17 protein-coding genes and 1 pseudogene are annotated in these 19,973 nt (G+C 64.9%); 10 read left to right on the forward strand and 8 right to left on the reverse strand.

The features are described from left to right. The 7 genes and pseudogenes from FYJ28_RS17135 to FYJ28_RS11395 all read left to right on the forward strand — a co-directional run. Nucleotides 1-233: pseudogene (locus tag FYJ28_RS17135) on the forward strand (dehydrogenase); the annotation flags it as partial. 18 nt (nt 234-251) lie between these two features. After that, nucleotides 252-707 (forward strand): MaoC family dehydratase, encoded by a 456-nt coding sequence (locus FYJ28_RS11370; protein ID WP_154579367.1) that lies wholly within the window; start codon nt 252-254, stop codon nt 705-707. Between the two features lie 103 nt (nt 708-810). Then, the gene (locus FYJ28_RS11375) at nt 811-1,827 is read left to right on the forward strand and encodes an ABC transporter substrate-binding protein (RefSeq protein WP_154579368.1); all 1,017 of its coding nucleotides are present in this window, start codon (nt 811-813) and stop codon (nt 1,825-1,827) included. Between the two features lie 92 nt (nt 1,828-1,919). After that, nucleotides 1,920-3,464 carry an acyl-CoA synthetase gene (locus FYJ28_RS11380; RefSeq protein ID WP_154579369.1) on the forward strand — a complete coding sequence of 515 codons (1,545 nt, stop codon included), beginning with the start codon at nt 1,920-1,922 and terminating at the stop codon, nt 3,462-3,464. A 61-nt stretch (nt 3,465-3,525) separates the two neighbouring features. Continuing rightward, nucleotides 3,526-4,416, forward strand: coding sequence for an RNA polymerase sigma factor (locus tag FYJ28_RS11385; RefSeq protein WP_154579370.1), 891 nt, complete (start codon nt 3,526-3,528; stop codon nt 4,414-4,416). A 7-nt stretch (nt 4,417-4,423) separates the two neighbouring features. Continuing rightward, nucleotides 4,424-4,930: a metallophosphoesterase family protein gene (locus tag FYJ28_RS11390; RefSeq protein WP_154579371.1), complete on the forward strand. Its 507-nt coding sequence runs from the start codon at nt 4,424-4,426 to the stop codon at nt 4,928-4,930. Nucleotides 4,931-5,036: 106 nt separating this feature from the next. Beyond that, entirely contained in the window at nt 5,037-6,404 is a 1,368-nt protein-coding gene (locus FYJ28_RS11395; RefSeq protein ID WP_195840659.1) for an HNH endonuclease signature motif containing protein, read from the forward strand. A 31-nt stretch (nt 6,405-6,435) separates the two neighbouring features. On the opposite strand, the gene allB is transcribed toward FYJ28_RS11395, so the two are convergent. The 5 genes from allB to FYJ28_RS11420 are packed head-to-tail and all read right to left on the reverse strand — an operon-like array spanning nt 6,436 to nt 12,131. Then, nucleotides 6,436-7,779 (reverse strand): allantoinase AllB, encoded by a 1,344-nt coding sequence (gene allB / locus FYJ28_RS11400; RefSeq protein ID WP_326831673.1) that lies wholly within the window; start codon nt 7,777-7,779, stop codon nt 6,436-6,438. Then, nucleotides 7,776-8,612: a hydroxypyruvate isomerase family protein gene (locus tag FYJ28_RS11405; RefSeq protein ID WP_154579373.1), complete on the reverse strand. Its 837-nt coding sequence runs from the start codon at nt 8,610-8,612 to the stop codon at nt 7,776-7,778. Before FYJ28_RS11405 ends, allB begins: the two co-directional genes overlap by 4 nt. Before the next feature lie 14 nt (nt 8,613-8,626). Then, entirely contained in the window at nt 8,627-9,439 is an 813-nt protein-coding gene (locus FYJ28_RS11410) for a bifunctional allantoicase/(S)-ureidoglycine aminohydrolase (protein WP_326831674.1), read from the reverse strand. Then, nucleotides 9,436-10,728 (reverse strand): DUF6986 family protein, encoded by a 1,293-nt coding sequence (locus FYJ28_RS11415; RefSeq protein ID WP_442778585.1) that lies wholly within the window; start codon nt 10,726-10,728, stop codon nt 9,436-9,438. The genes FYJ28_RS11410 and FYJ28_RS11415 overlap by 4 nt, the downstream gene beginning before the upstream one ends. Beyond that, nucleotides 10,725-12,131 (reverse strand): NAD(P)-dependent malic enzyme, encoded by a 1,407-nt coding sequence (locus FYJ28_RS11420; RefSeq protein WP_154579374.1) that lies wholly within the window; start codon nt 12,129-12,131, stop codon nt 10,725-10,727. Before FYJ28_RS11420 ends, FYJ28_RS11415 begins: the two co-directional genes overlap by 4 nt. 123 nt (nt 12,132-12,254) lie before the next feature. On the opposite strand from FYJ28_RS11420, the gene FYJ28_RS11425 reads away from it, so the two are divergent. Continuing rightward, nucleotides 12,255-13,016, forward strand: a complete 762-nt coding sequence (locus FYJ28_RS11425) for an IclR family transcriptional regulator (protein WP_154579375.1) — start codon at nt 12,255-12,257, stop codon at nt 13,014-13,016. Between the two features lie 73 nt (nt 13,017-13,089). Here FYJ28_RS11425 and aceE read toward each other — a convergent pair whose 3' ends face one another. The 3 genes from aceE to FYJ28_RS11440 all read right to left on the reverse strand — a co-directional run bounded on the left by aceE (nt 13,090) and on the right by FYJ28_RS11440 (nt 18,168). Then, nucleotides 13,090-15,831, reverse strand: a complete 2,742-nt coding sequence (gene aceE / locus FYJ28_RS11430) for a pyruvate dehydrogenase (acetyl-transferring), homodimeric type (protein WP_154579376.1) — start codon at nt 15,829-15,831, stop codon at nt 13,090-13,092. Nucleotides 15,832-15,993: 162 nt separating this feature from the next. After that, nucleotides 15,994-17,007: a PDR/VanB family oxidoreductase gene (locus FYJ28_RS11435; RefSeq protein ID WP_154579377.1), complete on the reverse strand. Its 1,014-nt coding sequence runs from the start codon at nt 17,005-17,007 to the stop codon at nt 15,994-15,996. Between the two features lie 3 nt (nt 17,008-17,010). Next, the gene (locus tag FYJ28_RS11440) at nt 17,011-18,168 is read right to left on the reverse strand and encodes an aromatic ring-hydroxylating dioxygenase subunit alpha (protein ID WP_152225842.1); all 1,158 of its coding nucleotides are present in this window, start codon (nt 18,166-18,168) and stop codon (nt 17,011-17,013) included. Between the two features lie 135 nt (nt 18,169-18,303). Here FYJ28_RS11440 and FYJ28_RS11445 point away from each other — a divergent pair, with 135 nt between their 5' ends. Beyond that, entirely contained in the window at nt 18,304-18,885 is a 582-nt protein-coding gene (locus FYJ28_RS11445) for a helix-turn-helix transcriptional regulator (RefSeq protein ID WP_152225844.1), read from the forward strand. 100 nt (nt 18,886-18,985) lie between these two features. Further along, nucleotides 18,986-19,966, forward strand: coding sequence for an intradiol ring-cleavage dioxygenase (locus FYJ28_RS11450; RefSeq protein WP_154579378.1), 981 nt, complete (start codon nt 18,986-18,988; stop codon nt 19,964-19,966). Nucleotides 19,967-19,973 lie beyond the last annotated feature (7 nt).

Raw genomic sequence — 19,973 nt, forward strand, 5'->3', positions numbered from 1 at the left:
CGTTCCTGGCCTCGGAGGAGGCTGCCGGGATTACCGGGCAGGCCATTGGTGTGGGTGGTGACCGGCTGCAGCTGTGGTCCCATCCCGAGGCTGTGGAGTCGGAGTACCGGGACGGCGGCTGGTCCTACGAGGAGCTCGCCGCAGCTTTCCCGTTCGCCGGAAAGCAGCAGAGCGTGGGAGAGAAGTTCCCGCCCCTGCCCGAAGAACTCCAGCCCCAGACCGCTACCAACTAACCGCAAGGAAAAAACCACATGAGTGCCACTGTTGTCACCTTCGAAGAACTTCCCTCCCTGGTGGGCAAGAACCTCGGCTACACCGATTACATCGAGATCACCCAGGACCAGATCAACACCTTTGCCGACGCAACGGATGACCACCAGTGGATCCACACCGATCCGGAGAAAGCGAAGGACGGCCCGTTCGGTGCACCGATTGCGCACGGTTTCCTGACGCTGTCCCTGATCATTCCGCTCTGGAGCTCGCTCTTCGACGTTGAAGGCGTGAAGACCAAGGTCAACTACGGCCTGGACCGGGTCCGCTTCACCAACCCGGTAAAGGTTGGCTCCAAGGTCCGCCTCCACTCGGTCATCTCCGAAGTCACCGAGGTCAAGGGCGGTGTGCAGATCAAGACATCCAACACGATCGAGATCGACGGCGAGGAACGCCCCGCGGTCGTCGCAGAGTTCCTGGCCCGCTTCTACGCCTAGGACCACCAGACCCCCGGCCCCGTCCGCGGTTCGGGCAGCACCAACGCATCACCAGCACCATCTCCAGCAGTATCCATTTCCCCCCTCAAGGAAGAGGAAAGTCATGAGGCACTTCATTACCCGGCGGGCTGCCAAGGCCCTTGCGCTCGGCGCCGTCGCAACCCTGGCACTGGCGGGCTGCGGCGGAGGCAGCCTGTCCGGCAGCGATTCCAGCTCCTCCCCGTCCGCATCCGGTTCGGCCGCTGCGAACGGCGAACTCGAGCAGATCGTCGTCGGCGTCATCGGCATCGCACCTTCGGCAGCCATGCAATACGGCGTGGACGAGGGCATTTTCGAGGAGCACGGGCTCGACGTCGAACTCCAGACCGGACAGGGCGGCGCCGCCATGCTGCCCGCTGTCTCCACCGGAGACATGAACTTCGCCGTCGGCAACCCGCTGACCGTCATGGTGGCCAAGGACAAGGGCCTGGACATGAAGATCGTCACCGGGTACTCCAACTCCTACGCCGAAGGAGAGGACATCAACGGCGTAGTGGCCCGGGCCGACTCCGGGATCACTACGTTCGCCGATCTGGAAGGCAAGACCGCCTCCGTTAATGCGGTGAACACCCAGGGCGACCTGACGATCATGGAGGCAGCCTCCCTGGCCGGCGCCGATCCCACCCAGATCAAGTTCTCCGAAATGCCGTTCCCGGACATGGAAGCGCAGCTGGACCTCGGCAACACGGACGCCATCTGGATCCCCGAACCGTTCCTCAGCAAGGCCCTCTCCAACCCGGACAACGTACTGGTGGGTTACTCCAACCAGGAAGCGGTTCCCGGTATGCCCACCATGGTGACCTTCACCTCCGGGAACTACGCCTCCTCCAGCCCGGAGACCGTGGAGAAGTTCAAGAGCGCCATGGAAGACCTGCTGACCCAGGCCGAAGCCAACATTGACGACGTCAAGGCAGTCCTGCCGGCCTTCATGAACATGCCGGCCGAAGTGGCCGCCAACCTGAAGATGGAGCAGTACGACGCCGAGCTGCGCACCGAGGAGCTCGAGAACATGGGCGAACTCATGGTCAAGTACAACTTCGTCGAGAAGGCTCCGGACCTCGGAGCCATGACAGTCGACTAGAAGCCGTGCCGGAGCCCGCCTGTACCTCCTCAGGCGGGCTCCGGCACTACCCCCCAGCACCATCCGGCACAGTGACGAAGGACGTTTGAGTAATGCAGAACCAGGGTGTTGGTTCATGGATCAACCGGCAGCGCATCAAATCCGGTTCGCGGACCGCATTGGTCTTCGGTGGAGAGGCAATGACGTACGAGCAGCTCGACGCCCGGATCAACAGCCTTGCAGCCGCGCTTCGCGCCAACGGAGTGGAGCACGGCACCCGGGTTGCCTTCCTCGGCGACAACCACCCTTCCTTCCTGGAAACGTTCTTCGCCGCGGCGTCGCTGGGGGCCGTTTTCGTTCCGCTCAACACCCGGCTGGCACCGCCTGAAATCCAGTTCGCCCTGCAGGACTCCGGCAGCGCGGTACTGGTAAACACCCTGGCGCTGGACGAACTGGCTTCCCGCGGCGCCCGGGACACGGCCGTCCGGCTGCGCCTGCTGGTTGACGACGGAACAAAAACACCTGCGGCCGAGGCCGGTGCCCTTACCGTGCAGCCTTATGAGGACTGCTTTGCCGGCACTGCACCGTTTGCTGATGCGCAGGTCTCGCTCGACGACGGTGCCATTATTCTCTACACCTCCGGCACCACTGGGCAGCCCAAGGGTGCGCTGCTCACGCACGGAAACCTGACGTGGAACTGCTTCAACGTTTTGGTTGACTACGACGTCGCCGAGAACGACATTGCGCTGATGATCTCCCCGCTGTTCCACGTCGCTTCCCTGGACATGGGTGTGCTTCCGAACCTCCTCAAAGGTGCCACCGTCATCCTCGAGACGCGGTTCGAACCCGGCCGCACCCTGGAACTGATCGAAAGATACCGGGCCACCTACATCAGCGGCGTGCCCACCACCTACCAGCTGCTCTGCGAACACCCGGACTGGGCCAAACGCGACATAAGCTCGCTCCGGAAGCTCACCTGCGGCGGTTCTGCCGTGCCGCTGCGTGTCATCGACGCCTACGAAGAGCGCGGCCTGAGTTTCTCCGGCGGCTACGGCATGACCGAGACGGCTCCCGGCGCCACTGCCCTGCCGCCGTCGTACTCCCGGGAAAAAGCCGGTTCCGCCGGCATTCCGCACTTTTTCACCTCTGTCCGTGTCGCCCGGCCTGACGGCACCACGGCTGAGCCCGGTGAAGTGGGTGAGGTCCAGATCAGCGGACCCAACGTCATCAAGTCCTACTGGAACCGCCCTGACGCCACGGAATCCGCCTTCACCGACGGGACCTGGTTCCGTTCGGGCGACATGGGCTATTTCGACGCAGACGGGTTCCTGTTTATCTCCGACCGGCTCAAGGACATGATCATTTCCGGGGGAGAGAACATTTATCCCGCCGAAATCGAGCAGATCATCACCGAAATCGAAGCGGTCAGCGGGGTGGCAGTGATCGGCGTCCCGGATGAAAAGTGGGGCGAGGTGCCCAGGGCCATCATCACGCTGCGAGAAGGGTTCACCCTGGAACCCGATGCGGTCGCTGCCCATTTGGACGGTCGGCTGGCACGATACAAGATTCCCAAAACGGTGGAGATCGTGCCTGATTTCCCCCGGACAGCCAGCGGCAAGATCCGCAAGGCGGACCTGCGCAGGGAGCACGCCGGGTAATTCCTGCTGATTGTCCGGTGCGGTATGAAACACTCAGCCGGGTGGTGGACAGGTACAGTGCATGACCCACTTTTCAGGTGAACCTGACCGGGAGCAGCAGTTCCGGACGCTCTACGCCGCGGTCTATCCGGACCTCCTCCGGTTCGTCCGGCGCCGCGCCGATGCCGACCGCGCCGAAGACATAGTCGCGGACACCTTCCTGGTGGTGTGGCGCCGCCTTGACGAAGTTCCTCCCTCTGCCGGTGACGCACGTGCCTGGATCTTCGGCATCAGCCGCAACATCCTCCTGAACAACGGCCGCGGTGAGCGCAGAAACGGGGCGCTCGGCCTGCGGCTTGCCGAGGCCGCGGACCTTCCGGCCTCCACTGCCGATATCGATCTGGCCACCCGGCGCATCGACGTCGCACGGGCCTGGCGGATGCTCTCGGAAACCCATCAGGAAACGCTGGGCCTGGCCGTCTTCGAAGACCTCTCGGGGCCACAGGCCGCAGCTGTCCTTGGCGTTTCGCCGGTGGCTTACCGGCTAAGGCTCAGCCGTGCCCACCGGGCGCTCCGGCTGCTGCTCGACCATCTTCCGGCGTCATCCGCTTCGCCGGGGTGCGCTCTTTCGCGCCAGATTCGAAGTGCTTCAGTCACGGTGCGTCTCCTTGGCTTATTCGAGCTGCCCCTTCTCCAGGACCTGGAAGGCGAGGTGCGGGACCTAATGACCGGTGACCCCCACAATCCCAACTCGCATTCAGCGGCACAGGGAGTCATTGAGAACCTGTTCGCGTCCCTGGGCGTCCCGGACAAAAAAGCCGCGCTCGCCGGCGAAGTTGTGTCCCTGGTGGAGCAGGACCCGCGGATCACCTCCGTCCGGGATCTCTGCACGGTGCTGGGCCTGCAGGAGCGCCTGGCGAGTTTGCAGGCATGGTGCAGGGAAGGACAGGAACAGAACCTGCGTAAGGAGTGATGGACTGATGGCCACAAAGATTGTCCTGCTCGCGGACACGCACCTTCCCGTGCGGGCGAAGGTACTCCCGGACGAGGTCTGGGCTGCCGTTGAAACTGCGGACCTGGTGGTGCATGCAGGGGACTGGGTTAGTGAGGATTTGCTGAATGAACTTGAACAGCGGTCAACGAAGCTGCTGGCCTGCTGGGGCAACAATGACGGTCCCGCTCTTCGTGCCCGGCTGCCCGAAGTGGCACGCGCCGTCGTTGAGGAGGTGAGGATCGCCGTCGTTCATGAGACCGGTGCGACGCAGGGCCGCGAGACACGGATGGCTGAGGCGTATCCCGATGCTGACCTGCTGATTTTCGGGCACAGCCATATTCCATGGGACACCACTGCCCCGGGCGGCCTGCGGCTGCTCAACCCCGGGTCTCCGACGGACCGGCGGCGGCAGCCTTTCTGTACATACATGGTTGCGGTTATTGACGGTGGAACAGTCGACGTCGAGCTGCGGCGGCTGCCTTTGCGCTCGTAGTGGTCCCGGGGCGATCATCCACAGGGGCATTCGGGAGGCTCTGGGTTTTCCACAGCTTGCGTTGTCTTTGATGCGGACCCGCCCCCGGACATGGCACTTTGCGGGTATGGAACGTGTACTGGATCCGGACGGGATTTCCAGCGGCGCGTGCCTTGAGGGGTTTGCCCCCGCAGGATCCCTCTCCCGGCGTCTGCAAGGGTCCCTGTCTGTTTCCGGGCTGGACGCAATGGACGCAGCGGAGGCCGCCGGGGTCCTGGAGGAGCTGGCCCGGCTCACAGCCTGGGCACAGGCACAGCAGGCCCGCGTACTGCACCGGATGGAGCAGCTCATCAGTCGGGACGTTGAGAAAACCCTGAAGAAACCGGATCCGGCGATGGCCATGTCACTGACTGCAGCCGAGGCTGGCGCGGTGCTGCACTTGCCCCACATGACTGCGATGCGGCTGGTGAGCGAGTCGGAGGCGCTGTGCGGGCGGTATTCGGAGACGCTCGCGGGCCTGTCGCGCGGGAGCTTCAGTTACCGGCACGCCCAGGCCATTATCGACCAGGCTGACAGTGTTCCCGAAGACAAACAGCAGGGGTTCCAGAGCGAGCTGCTGCAGCTGGCCGAAGGGCGGACCTGCGCCCAGTTCATGCGGTCCGCCCGGCGGCTCAGGGAACGGCAGTGGCCGGAAACCATGATCGAACGACACCGTGCCGCCCTGGAGAGACGCCGGGTGGGATTCGATCCGCTTCCTGACGGGATGGGACAGCTCACTGCGTTCGTGGCTGCGGAGAAGGGCCAGGCCATTATTTCCAGGCTGACATCGGTTGCCCGCGGACAGCAGGACGGAGGGGACTCCCGAACGCTGGACCAGCTCAGGGCAGACATCTTGGCTTCCCTCCTGCTCGGGTCCGAAGCCGGTAGCAGCCCACAGTCCCGGGACCTGCCACAGACAGCGGCGGAGATTATGGTGCTTATCCCGGCAGATACGCTCTTTGGTGCGGACGACCAGCCGGCTGAGCTAAACGGGTATGGCCCAATCAGCTCCGAAGCGGCGCGGCGGCTGGCACGGCAGGCTCTTCACTGGACCGGGCTGGTCCAGGACCCCGGAACGGGCGAGATCCTGGCCGTGGGCCGGCATCGGAAGGTTCCGGCTGGACTCAAACGCTGGCTGCAGGCCCGGGACGGCACCTGCCGTTTTCCCGGATGTTCCGTTGGGACACCAAGAACCGAAATTGACCATACGGTTCCCTGGGCAGAAGGCGGAGACACCGAACACGGGAATCTGGCGAACCTCTGCCGCAAGCATCACAAATACAAGTCGCTGGGATTCTGGTCCGCGAAGCAGCCCGTTCCGGGCGTCTTGGAATGGCAGTCTTCATTTGGGCTGACCTATCGGGTGAATCCAGTGCTGAATTACTCTCAGGGGACCGAGCCGGATGCGGCTGCCGAGCCAGACCCGGCAGCCGGACCCCGTGCGCGTGCCGGTTAGTTTATCCCCGGTGCGCATTGGGTGCAGCCGATTAGCGGCGGAGCAAACACCCTGACGGAGCCTCCAGGGATTTTCCGACATGGGTGACCTGTGTGCCCCGCAGGAACGTTCGCCGAACTACGCCGGTCAGCATCTTGCCGCTGTAGGGCGTGACGGGGTTCTTGTGATGCAGCCGGGCGGGATCGACCACAAACGACTCATCAGGGGCGAAAACCGCAAGGTCAGCGTCGGCGCCTTCTTCCAGACGCCCTTTGCGGTCCAGCTGCACCAGCTCGGCCGGCCCGCGGGACATCCACGCCACGACCCTTTCCAACGGGATCCCGCGGCGCCGCGCCTCGGTCCAAACCACGGAGAGTCCCAGCTGGAGTGACGACACCCCGCCCCAGGCCACCCCGAAGTCACCGTGCTGAAGGTCCTTGAGGTCCAGGGTGCTGGGGGAATGATCCGACACAACCAAATCGATTGTCCCGTCCGTGAGTCCCTGCCACAGCTGTTCCCGGTTGGCGGCTTCCCGGATCGGCGGACAGCACTTGAAAGCCGTAGCCCGGTCCGGAACTTCCTCGGCGGTCAGCGTCAGGTAATGCGGGCAGGTCTCGACCGTCAGCCGGATGCCTTCCCGTTTGGCAGCGGCGATGAGCGGCAGCGCTTCGGCGGAGGACAGATGCAGGATGTGCGCCCGCCCGCCGGTTCTCCGGGCGGCATCGATGACCCGGGCAATCGCCTTGTTCTCCGCCGCCCGCGGCCGGGATGCCAGAAACCTGCCGTACTGGGGACCGGAGGGCTGCGCTGCCTCGGCAATCACCTGCGGATCCTCTGCGTGAACGATCAGCAGGGAATCGAAGGCGGCCAGCTCAGTAAGGTCCTTCTCCATTTCCTCCGGTTCCAGATGCGGAAATTCGTCCACCCCCGAATGGACCAGGAAGCATTTGAAGCCAAAGACACCGGCATTGTGCAGGGGACGTAGGCGGGCCGTGTTGCCGGGAACCGCTCCGCCCCAGAACCCCACATCGATGTACACCTGCCCGGAGGCAGCCTCGCGTTTGGCCTCCAGCGCCGCAACGGACACGGTGGGCGGAATCGAATTCAGCGGCATGTCGATCAGGGTGGTTACCCCGCCGGCGGCAGCAGCACGGGTGGCCGATGCAAAGCCCTCCCACTCGGTGCGCCCGGGTTCGTTCACATGGACGTGGGTGTCCACCAGACCCGGCAGCAGCACCTCATCCGTTGCCAGCTCGATTTCCCGCGTTCCGGACAAGCCAGTGCCCAGCGGCTCGACGGCGGCAATGACACCTCCGCGGACGCCAACCTCCCAGGCACCCGTCCCGGCGGTGGCGAAGATCCTGTGCCCGCGGATCACCAGGTCGAAGCTGGTCACCGGGTGCCTGCCGCGCCCGCGCGGTACGGTTCCAGCCAGGCAAACGCTTCCGTGCTGGGACTCCGGTACTCCAGGCTGATGAACCCGCTGTAACCCGCCGAGATAGCCTCCGCCGTCCACTCCACCAGAGGCAGATTGCCGGTTCCGGGCGCACCCCGTCCCGGAGCGTCAGCAAGCTGGATGTGGCCAAACCTCGCCGCGTGGCCCGCGATGAGGGCCGGGATGTCCTCCCCGTTCACGGCCAAATGGTAAAAATCTGCCAAGAGGGCAATGTTCTGCCGTCCGGTGCCGTGAACCCGGTCGAGCACGGTGAAGCAGTCGGCGGCTGACTCAAGGGGATACGACGGCAGTCCGCTGAGCGGCTCAAGCAGCACTGTCCCACCCAGATGAGCGACGGCGTCGGCGGCTGCCGCCAGATTCTCCACCGCGCAGTCAGCCTGGACGGCTGGCGCAACATCGTCTTCCGGCAGGCCGTACAGCGCATTGAACCCCCGGCACCCTGTTCGCTCCGCAATCCCGGCGATGGTATCCAGACTGGAACGGAACGCGGCACTCTTCGAAGGCGAGGAGAGCACCCCGCGTTCCCCGGCGGACATATGCCCGGCATAGAAGTTGAGCCCCGTCAGCCGCACTCCCGCATCGGAAATCGCACGCAGGAAGGCATCGACCTCCTGGTCCCCGGGCACCGGCGACTCGAACGGCCACCAGAACTCGACGGCGTCGAACCCTGCGGCCGCTGCGGCAGCCGGGCGTTCGAGCAGCGGAAGATCCGCCAGCATGATCGAGCAGTTTACGGTCAGGTCCGGGCTGGGGAGGGAGAATACGGAGTGCATGGGCTCTTTCTGGTTCACAGCATGATCTGGCGGTTGACGTCTTTGTACAGCAGGTACCTGAAGTTCGAAGGGCCGCCCGCATAACAGGCCTGCGGGCAGAACGCCCGCAGGGACAGGTAGTCGCCTTCCTGCACTTCCACCCAGTCCTCGTTGAGCCGGTATACGCCCTTTCCCTCCAGAATGTAGAGCCCGTGCTCCATCACGTGGGTCTCGGCAAACGGAATGGACGCACCGGGTTCGAAGGTCACCACGTTGACGTGCATGTCATAAGCCAGGTCACCCACCGGCAGCATGCGGGTGGTCCGCCATCTGTTGTCCGTTCCGGGCATGCCCGCCGGTTCGATTTCGCTTTCATGCCCGACGACGACGGCCGGGGTGTGCCCGGCCAGCGGCTCGTACGCCTTGCGGATCCATTGGAACCGTGCCGGTTCACTGCCATCGTTGGCTGCTTCCCAGAGCCGTTCCGGCGGCAGGTAGGCAAAGCCGCCCGGGTCCAGTTTGTGGCGCTCGCCGTCGATGGTGATTGCCAGTGGACCGCCGTCGAGCACAAAGACAAACGATTCCACCTGCTGCTGCGGCTCGGGAGATCGGGATCCGCCTCCCGGGGCCACCTCCATCAGATACTGCGCGAACGTCGTGGCCCCGCCGGCGACGGGCCGGTTCAGGATCCAGGCCCGGGTGCCCTGCCATTCCGGCAGGACGCTTGTCACGATGTCCCGCAGCACGCCGCGCGGTATGACGGTATAGGCCTCGGTGACCACGGCACGACCGGAGAGGAGCGCTGTCTGGGGTGGAAGGCTGGCTTCGGGCGCGTAATAGCGGCTCACATGTGCTCCGGTTCTCGGGTGCGGGCAAGGCGGTTCAGTTCTTCCGGCGGCACCCCGGCAGCGGAAAGCTCAGCCTCGGTTACGGCTCCGCAGGCTGCGGCCCGTTGGATGAACCGGGCCAGGGCGCGGGCGGTGGCGGGCTCGTCCAGAACGGTGCCTTCCCGTCCGGCTGCGTAGTTCGCCAGCCGGGAGGCTGCGGCGCTGAACCCGCTGCGGTAGAAGGCGTACGTGGCAAGAAACCGGGTAGGCAGCTGGTGGGGGTGCAGGTCCCAGCCCTGATAGAAACCGGCGGCCAGTGAGCGCGCCACCAGCCGGGCGTGCAGTGCCCAGGCGTGGTGCATGTTTTCAGCGTCCCCGAGCGGCAGGATGTTCGTGGAGCCGTCGGACAGCCGGACTCCGGTGCCTGCAGCGGCGGCCTGCATCACGGTCTTCGCATAATCCGCGGCCGGATGCTCCAGCGACTGGTGTTCCGGAGCGATTCCCAGTGCCGCACTGTAGTCATACGTGCCGTAGTGCAGGCCGCTCACCCGGCCGGAAGCGGCGTGCAGGAGCCTCGCGACGGCGGCGGTGCCGTCGGCGCCCAGGATCACCTGCGGTGTTTCCACCTGCACCTCGAACCGCAGCCGCCCGGCAGGCAGCCCATGGACTTCCTCCAGACGGCCGCAGACGTATGTCATGGCTTCAACCTGCGCCGCGGTGCTGACCTTGGGCAGCGTGAGCGTGAGGCCTTCGGGCAGCTCCAGGCCGTGCACCTTGAGTTCTGCCAGCAGCGCGGAGAGGAAGAGATCAAGGGTGCGCAGCCCGCGCTCCCGGGTGCCGGCTTCGAGGGACTTGAACCTGATCCCCATAAAAGCGGGGGCGGATCCCGCCGAGGCAGCCGCTGCAACGGCGAACCCGGCCGCGGCAGCATCCGCATCTTCTTCGTCGTCCGGGCGGGTTCCGTAACCGTCTTCGAAATCCAGCCGCAGGTCTTCTACCGGTTCGGTGGAGAGTTTCCGTGCCACAAGACCGGCAAGGACGTCGGGTTCCCCCAGGCCCAGCCGGGAAGCGAGCCGTTCCAGCCCCTCTTGGCCCTGCACCGCAGCCAGCGCCCGCCGGCCCCATTCCAGAGGCAGGCTGGGAGTGAACGTGTTGGCCGGAACGTAGACCGTCTGAACGGGCTGGCGGCTGCCGTCATCCCCGGGATAAGCCCGGGCCAGCAGCTTATCCGTGGGCCGGAGCGACTGCGCAACGTGCTCGTAGTCCGAGCTGCCCAGACCCAGGCGCGGTGCGTGGGCGCGGGAAGTCACGGTGCCGTCCCCGAAGACGACGCCGCCCCGGCAGCAGCTTCGACTGCCGTGGCCACTGCTGGGGCGACTCCCGGATCAAAGACACTGGGCACGATGTACGCGGCGGAGAGCTCTGCCGGGGTGACGCGCTCTGCGATGGCGTGTGCGGCGGCCACCAGCATGGCGTCGGAGAAGTCCGTGACGCCGGAATCGAGCAGGCCGCGGAAGAACCCGGGAAACACCAGGACGTTGTTAATCTGGTTCGGGAAGTCGCTGCGCCCGGTCGCCACGACGGCGGCGTGTCTTGCAGCCGCTGCCGGATCTACCTCAGGGTCCGGGTTGGCCAGGGCAAAAACGACGGCGTCCGGGGCCATGGCGGCAATGTCTGCCTCAGTGAGGATGTTGGGAGCGCTGACGCCGATGAACACGTCGGCTCCCGCAAGTGCCTCCGGCAGGCTCCCGGAGAACTGTTCCGCGTTTGTATGGGCGGCCAGCCAGGCCCGGGTGGGGTCCGGTTGGACATCCGCAGAGCTGACCACCCCTTCGCGGCTGAAGGCGGTAATCCGTTCGGCGCCGTCGGCCAGCAGGAGCCGGATGATTGCAGACCCGGCCGCGCCCACCCCGGAGACCACAATGCGTGTTCCGGGCAGAGGCTTCCCCACAACGCGCAGGGCATTTTTCAGAGCCGCCAGCACCACAACCGCGGTGCCGTGCTGGTCGTCATGGAAGACGGGAATATCGAGTTCTTCGCGCAGCCGGCGTTCAATTTCGAAGCAGTGCGGGGCGGCGATGTCTTCCAGGTTGATGCCGCCGTAAGACGGAGCGATCGCCTTGACGGTCCGGATGATTTCTTCGCTGTCCTGGGTGTCCAGGCATACCGGCCAGGCATCCACGCCGCCGAACTTCTTGAACAGCGCAGCCTTGCCCTCCATGACGGGAAGCGCTGCAGCGGGTCCGATGTTTCCAAGCCCCAGAACAGCGGACCCGTCGGTGACCACGGCAACGGTATTTCCTTTGATGGTCAGGCGCCTTGCTTGAGCCGCGTCCTCCGCGATGGCGAGGCAGACGCGTGCGACTCCGGGTGTGTAGGCACGGGATAAGTCGTCACGGTTGTCCAGCGCCACGGTGGGCACGACGCCGATTTTGCCGTCCAGGTGCATTGCGAAAGTCCGGTCCGTAACACTCTGTACGCTAACGCCGTCCAGTCCTTCCAGCGCTTCAGCGACCCCGGCCGCGTGGGCTGCGTCAACCGTGTTGCAGGTAAGGTCGATCAGCAGGAACCGCTGCGCGGATTCCACCACGTCAAGTCCGGTGAGGGTCGCCCCGGCGGCGCCGACAGCAGCGGCGAGCTCACTCTCTGCACCAACGTCCGACGGCGACTTCACCCGCAGGGCGATTGAGTTTCCCGGTCCGGGGACAGCCATCGGAATCTCCTCCCTGCGCCTTTGCCTTCCGTATGACGGATAATATTGTTTGCCATACGGAATGACAATGGACTCAGTGCTGAACCGTTCACTTGGGTGAACCGTACCGGAAGGACCTGCCTGATGGATGAGCGAACCACTGGAACCGGAGTCCAGTCCGTTGAGCGGGTCTTTGAACTGCTGGAACTCATAACGGATGCCGGCGGATCGGCCACACTGAGCGAACTCGCCGCTTCGGCAGACCTGCCGCTCCCTACGATTCACCGCCTGCTCCGGACGCTGGTGGGACTGGGGTACGTACGGCAGCTGCCCAACCGCCGTTATTCACTGGGCCCCCGGCTTATCCGCCTCGGGGAGGCCGCATCAGCCCAGCTTGGCGTCCTGGCCATGCCGGTCCTGAAAAACCTCGTGGATGAACTGGGGGAGACCGCCAACATGGCCGTCCTGGACTCCGACCAGGCGCTCTACATTGCCCAGGCGCCTTCGCGCCATTCGATGCGGACCTTCACGGAAGTGGGGCGGCGGGCCCACACCCACGCCACCGGCGTCGGAAAGGCAATTCTGGCGCAGCTCAGCGACGAGCAGGTTCGCAGGGTCATCTCCCGAACCGGCCTGCCGGCCGCGACGCAGGCCAGCATCACCGATGTCGAGGAACTCCTGGTAGACGTTTCCCGGATTCGGCAGCGCGGCTACTCCGTGGACGAACAGGAACAGGAACTTGGGGTGCGCTGCTTCGCGGTGGGAGTTCCGGGCGCACCCACACCTACAGCGATCTCCGTGTCGGGGCCAACCTCGCGGGTGGATGATGCCTTCGGACGCCGGGCCGTGCCCTTGCTCCAGGCTGCAGCCAGGGAAATCGCCGAGGACCTCACGCGGCATCGCTGAGACTCCGGAAACATACGCAGAAGGGCCGGAAACCGCGAACGGTTTCCGGCCCTTCCGGGACAGACGGTACCGCTTAGGCGTCGCCGCCTGCGTTGCCGCTGGTGCCTGCGTTGACGTTCAGCAGGTCGTACTTCTCCATCGCCAGGCGCGGAGCATCAGCATCCACTTCACCACGGCCGGCAAGCAGCTGCAGGGTCTTCACGACCATGGAGTGGCTGTCGATCTTGAAGTAGCGACGGGCTGCTGCACGCGTGTCAGCGAAACCGAAGTCGTCCGCGCCCAGGGACGCGAAGTCGTTCGGCAGGAACTGGCGGATCTGGTCCGGAACTGCCTTCATGTAGTCCGTTGAGGCAACGATCGGTCCTTCAGCACCGGCAAGCTGCTGGGTCACGAAGGGTACGCGCGGTTCGGATCCGGGGTTGAGGAAAGCTTCTTCCTCAGCGGCCAGACCGTCACGGCGCAGTTCGTTCCAGGAGGTCACGGACCAGACATCAGCCGAGACACCCCAGTCGTTGGCGAGCAGCTGCTGTGCTTCCAGCGCCCACGGAACTGCCACACCGGAAGCGAGGAGCTGGGCCTTGGGACCCTTGGCGTCGGATGCGGAGACCTTGTAGATGCCCTTGATGACACCTTCAACGTCCAGGTCCTCCGGAGCCTTGGGCTGCAGGATCGGCTCGTTGTAAACCATGATGTTGTAGATCAGGTTCCGGTCTTCGGAATCCTCTCCGTACATCTCCTCGAGGCCGCGGCGCATGATGTGCCCGATCTCGTAGCCGTAGGCCGGATCGTAGGTCTTCACCGCGGGGTTGGTGGAGGCCAGGATCGGGGAGTGGCCGTCGGCGTGCTGCAGGCCTTCACCGGTGAGGGTGGTACGGCCGGCGGTGGCGGAGATCAGGAAACCGCGGGCCATCTGGTCAGCTGCTGCCCAGATGTAGTCAGCGGTGCGCTGGAATCCGAACATCGAGTAGAACACGTAGACCGGGATCAGCGGTTCGCCGTGGGTGGCGTAGGCGGAACCGGCAGCGGTGAACGCTGCGATGGAACCGGCTTCGTTGATGCCCACGTGGACAATCTGGCCCTGCGGGGATTCCTTGTAGGCCAGGACGAGGTCCCGGTCCACGGAGAGGTAGTTCTGCCCCTTGGGGTTGTAGATCTTCGCCGTCGGGAAGAACGAGTCCATGCCGAAGGTACGGGCCTCGTCGGGAATGATCGGCACAATGCGCTTGCCGAATTCCTTGTCCCGCATGAGGTCCTTGAGCAGGCGGACAAAGGCCATGGTGGTGGCCGCCAGCTGCTTGCCCGAACCGCGGTTGGCTACCTCGTAGGCAGATGCCTCCGGCAGCTTCACCGGTGCGTGCTTCTCACGGCGTTCGGGCACGTTGCCGCCCAGTTCCCGGCGGCGTTCCAGCAGGTACTTGATCTCCGGCGAGTCAGCTCCCGGGTGGTAGTACGGCGGCTGGTACGGATCGGCTTCCAGCTGCTCATCCGTGATGGGGATGCGCAGGTGGTCGCGGAAAGCCTTCAGGTCCTCCAGCGTCAGCTTCTTCATCTGGTGCGTGGCGTTGCGGGCTTCGAAGTGCGTGCCCAGGCCGTAGCCCTTGACCGTGTGCGCCAGGATGACCGTTGGCTTGCCCTTGAACTCGGTGGCAGCCTTGTACGCGGCGTAGACCTTGCGGTAGTCGTGCCCGCCGCGCTTGAGGTTCCAGATTTCCTGGTCGCTCAGGTCCGCAACCATGTCCTTGGTCTGCGGGGTCTTGCCGAAGAAGTGCTCACGGACGAATCCGCCGGACTCGGCCTTGTAGGTCTGGTAGTCGCCGTCGAGCGTGGAGTTCATGATGTCCACCAGCGCGCCGTCGTTGTCCTTTTCAAGCAGCGAGTCCCACTCGCGGCCCCAGACAACCTTGATGACGTTCCAGCCGGCGCCGCGGAAGAAGGCTTCCAGTTCCTGCATGATCTTGCCGTTGCCGCGGACGGGTCCGTCCAGGCGCTGCAGGTTGCAGTTGACCACGAAGGTCAGGTTGTCCAGCTTGTCGTTGGCGGCAAGCTGGAGCAGGCCGCGCGATTCAGGCTCGTCCATTTCGCCGTCGCCCAGGAACGCCCAGACGTGCTGGTCGGAGGTGTCCTTGAGGCCGCGGTTGTGCAGGTAGCGGTTGGACTGCGCCTGGTAGATGGCATTCATGGGGCCAATGCCCATGGACACGGTGGGGAACTCCCAGAAATCGGGCATGTTCCGCGGGTGCGGGTAGGAGGACAGGGCGTGTCCCTCGCGGGACTTCTCCTGCCGGAAACCGTCGAGGTCCTCTTCGCTCAGGCGGCCCTCAAGGAAGGCGCGGGCGTAGACGCCGGGGGAGGCATGGCCCTGGAAGAAGACCTGGTCGCCGCCGCCGGGGTGGTCCTTGCCGCGGAAGAAGTGGTTCATGCCCACTTCGTACAGGGTGGCGGCACCGGCATAGGTGGAGATGTGGCCGCCGACGCCGATGCCCGGGCGCTGCGCACGGTGCACCATGACCGCGGCGTTCCAGCGCAGCCAGGCGCGGTAGCGGCGTTCGGTTTCCTCATCGCCGGGGAACTCGGGTTCCTGGTCCACGGGAATGGTGTTGACGTAGTCGGTGGTGGTCACCATGGGTACACCAACGGAGCGGGAACCTGCCCGCTGGAGCAGTGAACGCATGATGAACTGCGCACGCTCGGTGCCCTGCGAGCGGATCAGCTCGTCAAGGGATTCAATCCATTCCGCGGTCTCTTCCGGGTCACGGTCCGGCAGCTGGCTGGTCAGCCCGCTGAGGATGTCCGTTCTGTCTTCACTGACGCTCATATGCAGCCTCTCGGTTGAGGGCGGGGTCCCCTCAAAGTAATTCGGTGACTCACCGACCATTCCGTTATGCGGAATGCTCAGTTCAATCTATACGAAGGCGCGGCTTAGTGCCTGCTCAGGCAGGTGGGTACCGCTCCTTCGTAAGACGTATCACAGAACAGTTTAGGAGACCTCAATGGTGACGACGGCGGGACCCCGCGTGAGCCCGGGATTCCCGGCTTCCGCGGCGGAATCTGTGACGGCGCGCGACACGCAGCAGCACATTTTCTCCCGGGCGCGCTGCTGGCGTTCGCTGTAGAAGACGTCCCGGTGGTCCACTTTGCCTTCCAGGTCCAGGATCCGGACTTCGCAGAGCCCGCACTCGCCCTTGCGGCAGTCGAACATCATGTCCGCTCCGGCGTCTTCGAGGGCTTCGAGCATGGACCGGCCCGGCCCCACCCGGGTTTCCAGTCCCAGGCGCGGCACCCGCACAATGAACTCTTCCGGGCGGTACCAGCCGGAGTTGCCGAACGTCTCATAGCGCAGGTTGGCGGGGTCCAGGCCGTGGTCCCGCCAGGACCGGCGCACGGCGTCCATGAGGCGGATGGGCCCGCACATGTACAGTTCCGTTCCGTCCTGCAGCCCTTCGACCAATTCCGTCACGGACAGCCCGCTTCCCTCGGCGTCCACATGGATTTCAAGGGCGGCACCGTGCTCTGCCTGCAGTTCAGCCAGGTACGCCATGGCGCTGCGGTTCCGTCCGGCATAGACCAGCCGGTAGTCGGCCTTTACGTTCTTCAGGACCCGGGCCATGTTCAGGATGGCGGTGATGCCCACGCCCCCCGCCAGCAGGACGTAGCGCGGTGCCCCCACCCGCAGCGGAAAGTTCTGCAGGGGTTGGGTTATTTCCAGCTCATCGCCCGGCGCCAGGGTGTGCATGAAGATGGATCCGCCGCGGGACGCCGCGGTGCGGAACACGCTGATCGCCAGTTCCCTGCCGCCGTCGTGCGTTTCCACGATTGAGTAGGACCGGCGGTGCTTCTCACCATCAATGGTGACCATGACGTCCACGTGGCTTCCCGCCGCAGCCGGAACCGGCTGCCCGGGTGCGAGCACTATGCGGCGGATGCCCTCGGCCACGTCCCGGGTTTCCCGGACGACGGCGCGCTGCCAGACTTCGACGTTCGTTGCTGCCATCGCCTAGCCCAGCACCGCGCTGGCCCGGCTGCCGTCCGGAAGCCGGCTGCCATCCGGACGCCGGCCCTCGGCCGCAAGCCGGCGCTCGATCAGCCGCCGCACCCACATGCCGCCGGCGTCGATGTTCAGGTTGTAGAACTCGTAGTCCGGGTTCGCGTCGATCGCTGCCTGCTGGGCAGCGAGCATTTCCTCATCCTCGCCGAACACGCCGTGGACGCCGTTGCGCAGCTGGGTGGTGATGAGCTGGCTGTCCAGCCGGTAGTTGCGCATAAAGGCCCAGAAATAGTGGCAGGTTTTGGCCGTCTCCGGGGTAATGGTGTTCATCACGAACCCGTTCACGCCCTGGCTGCGGTCACCCTGCGGGGCCCCCGTTCCGGCCTTGGCCACGCCCACATCAATGTTGATGGTGGACGGCGCACGGTAGGTGATGATCTGCCACCGGTCTACCTTGCCTTCGAACCCGGGGAACTTGTCCCGCATGTTCTTGAGCCAGAAGGGCGGCGGATCGATGTTGAGCATCCAGCGGGTGACGGTTACGGTGTCGTCGTCGTGCGTGACGATGAATTCGGATTCGCTGAGCTCATCCTGGCCGATGGAGGAGGAGTGGACGAACTCTTCATGGGTGAGGTCCATGAGGTTGTCCAGCACCAGCTGGTAGTTGCAGGGCGCAAAGATTGTCTCGCCGTCGCCGGCCCACTCATCGGATGACAGCTGGTGCATGTCCGGCACGGAGTCCGGGTCGGCCAGCGTGGGATCACCCAGCCACACCCAGACGTAGCGGTGGCGTTCCACCACCGGGAAGGACGGCACGGTGGCGCTGGGATTGATGGTTTCCTGTGCCGGCATGGAGATGCAGCGGCCCGCGGAATTGTAGACGATCCCGTGGTACGGGCACTGGATTCCGTCCCGGCCGGTGGTCTTGCCCATGGACAGCGGGGCCAGCCGGTGCCAGCAGGCATCGGCCAGGGCAACGGCCTTGCCGTCCTCGGTCCGGTAGAGCGCCAGGGGGCGGTCGGCGATCCGGCGGGACATGGGCTTGCGGGTCACCTCGTGGTCCCAGGCAGCCACGTACCAGGCATTCAGCGGGTAGCCCAGCACCTTGCTGGTGGTGGAGCTCTGGGCCTGGATGTTGCTTACGGCAGCGGTCGAGACGGCGGTCATTGCGTTCCTTCCAAAAGCATCAGCACTGATGCTGCGGTACAACTAACTATCAACATAGATAGTTAGTGATATGCGCCACAGTATCTATGTCTATAGTGGTTAGGCAAGGGATTTCTTTTTACGAAAGAGGCCGTTATGAGCCTTCGGTACGCACTGCTGGCGCTGCTGAACGTGGAGCCCATGACCGGCTATGACCTGTACAAGCAGTTCGAATCGTCCGTTGGCTACGTCTGGCATGCGCCGGACTCGCAGATTTATCCGGAGCTGCGCCGCATGGAGCGCGATGGGCTGCTGGAGGGTGAGGAAGTCGCCTGGGGCACCAAGGGCCGCAAGCGGCAGTACCACGTGACCGATTCCGGCCGGGAAGCCTTCCGAACCTGGATCAACACACAGCTGGACTATCCGCGGGAGCGTGATCCCATGCACCTCAAGGCCGCGTATTTGGAGTGGGCGGATCCGGATGCTGCCCGCAGCCAGCTCCGGGCCCATGCCGAGCACTACGGCGCCCGGCTGGTCCAGTGGCAGCAGAAGATCCAGGAGATCGACGGCGGCACGTCGGATATGCTCAACCGCCGCCTGGCAACTGTTCCGGCCGGTGACCATGACCGGGTGGCGGCCTTCAAGCGGTTCACTTATGAGGGGCTGACGGCACGGGCTGAATCCGAGATTGCCTGGGCACAGCGCGGCCTGGCGCTGCTTGACGAGCTGTACGCGTAGCCTGCCGCAGCCGCCGCCGAAGGGCGGGTGCCTGCTCAGCTCGGACTCAGAAAGGCGGCCTAACCTCAATCCGGGGGAAACCTGTGAGTCGAGGAGAAAAATGCCGCACAAACCGGAAAAATCCGCATATCAGGGACGCCCGCTGCCGCGCCCGCATGAGGACCTGGAGGACCAGGGGCTGGCGTTCGACGTCGGCACACTGCTTCAGCGCCGGCAGCTCCTGAAGGCCTTTGGAATCGGCGGGCTCACCCTGGCCCTGACCGCCTGCGGAGCTGCGTCTGAGGCCGGTTGCGGCGAGATTCCGGATGAGACGGCCGGCCCGTACCCGGGGGACGGGTCGAACGGACCGGATGTGCTGGAGCAGAGCGGAATCGTACGCAGCGATATCCGCTCCAGCTTCGGCGAATCCTCCGGAACTGCCGAGGGCATTCCGATGACCCTGGAGCTGAGGATCACCGACCTCGCCAATGGTGGTGCCCCCTTCGCCGGTGTGGCCGTGTACGTCTGGCACTGCACCCGGGAGGGCTTGTACTCAATGTATTCGGAAGGTGTGGAGGACCAGAATTACCTCCGTGGGGTTCAGATCGCAGACGCCGACGGCGTCGTCCGGTTCAGCAGTATTTTCCCTGCCTGCTACTCCGGCCGCTGGCCGCACATCCACTTTGAGGTCTACCCCGACGAAGCGTCGATCACGGATTCGGCGAACGCGATAGCAACGTCCCAGGTAGCTCTGCCTGAGGAAGCCTGCAAAGCGGTGTATGCCACTGCGGGCTATGAAACCTCAGTGCGGAACCTCGCCCAGGTCACCCTGGCGAGTGACAGCGTTTTTGGGGACGACGGCGGCGCGAGCCAACTCGGTAAGGTCACCGGAAGCGTTGAACAGGGCTACTCGGTATCCCTGACCGCGGGGGTGGATACCCGCACTGAACCTGGCGGGGGAATGGGCGGACCGGCAGGAGGAGATGCGCCCGGCGCTGGAATGGGCGGACCCGGCGGAGCGGGCGGACCCGGCGGCGAACCGCCGGCTGGTGGTGCCCCGGGCGGAAGCGCGCCTGCCGGCGGGCCGCCTGCGGCCCCCTAGCGGCGTC

Origin of the sequence: Arthrobacter sp. BL-252-APC-1A (genome assembly GCF_009696625.1) — a bacterium.
Lineage (GTDB): Bacteria > Actinomycetota > Actinomycetes > Actinomycetales > Micrococcaceae > Arthrobacter_B.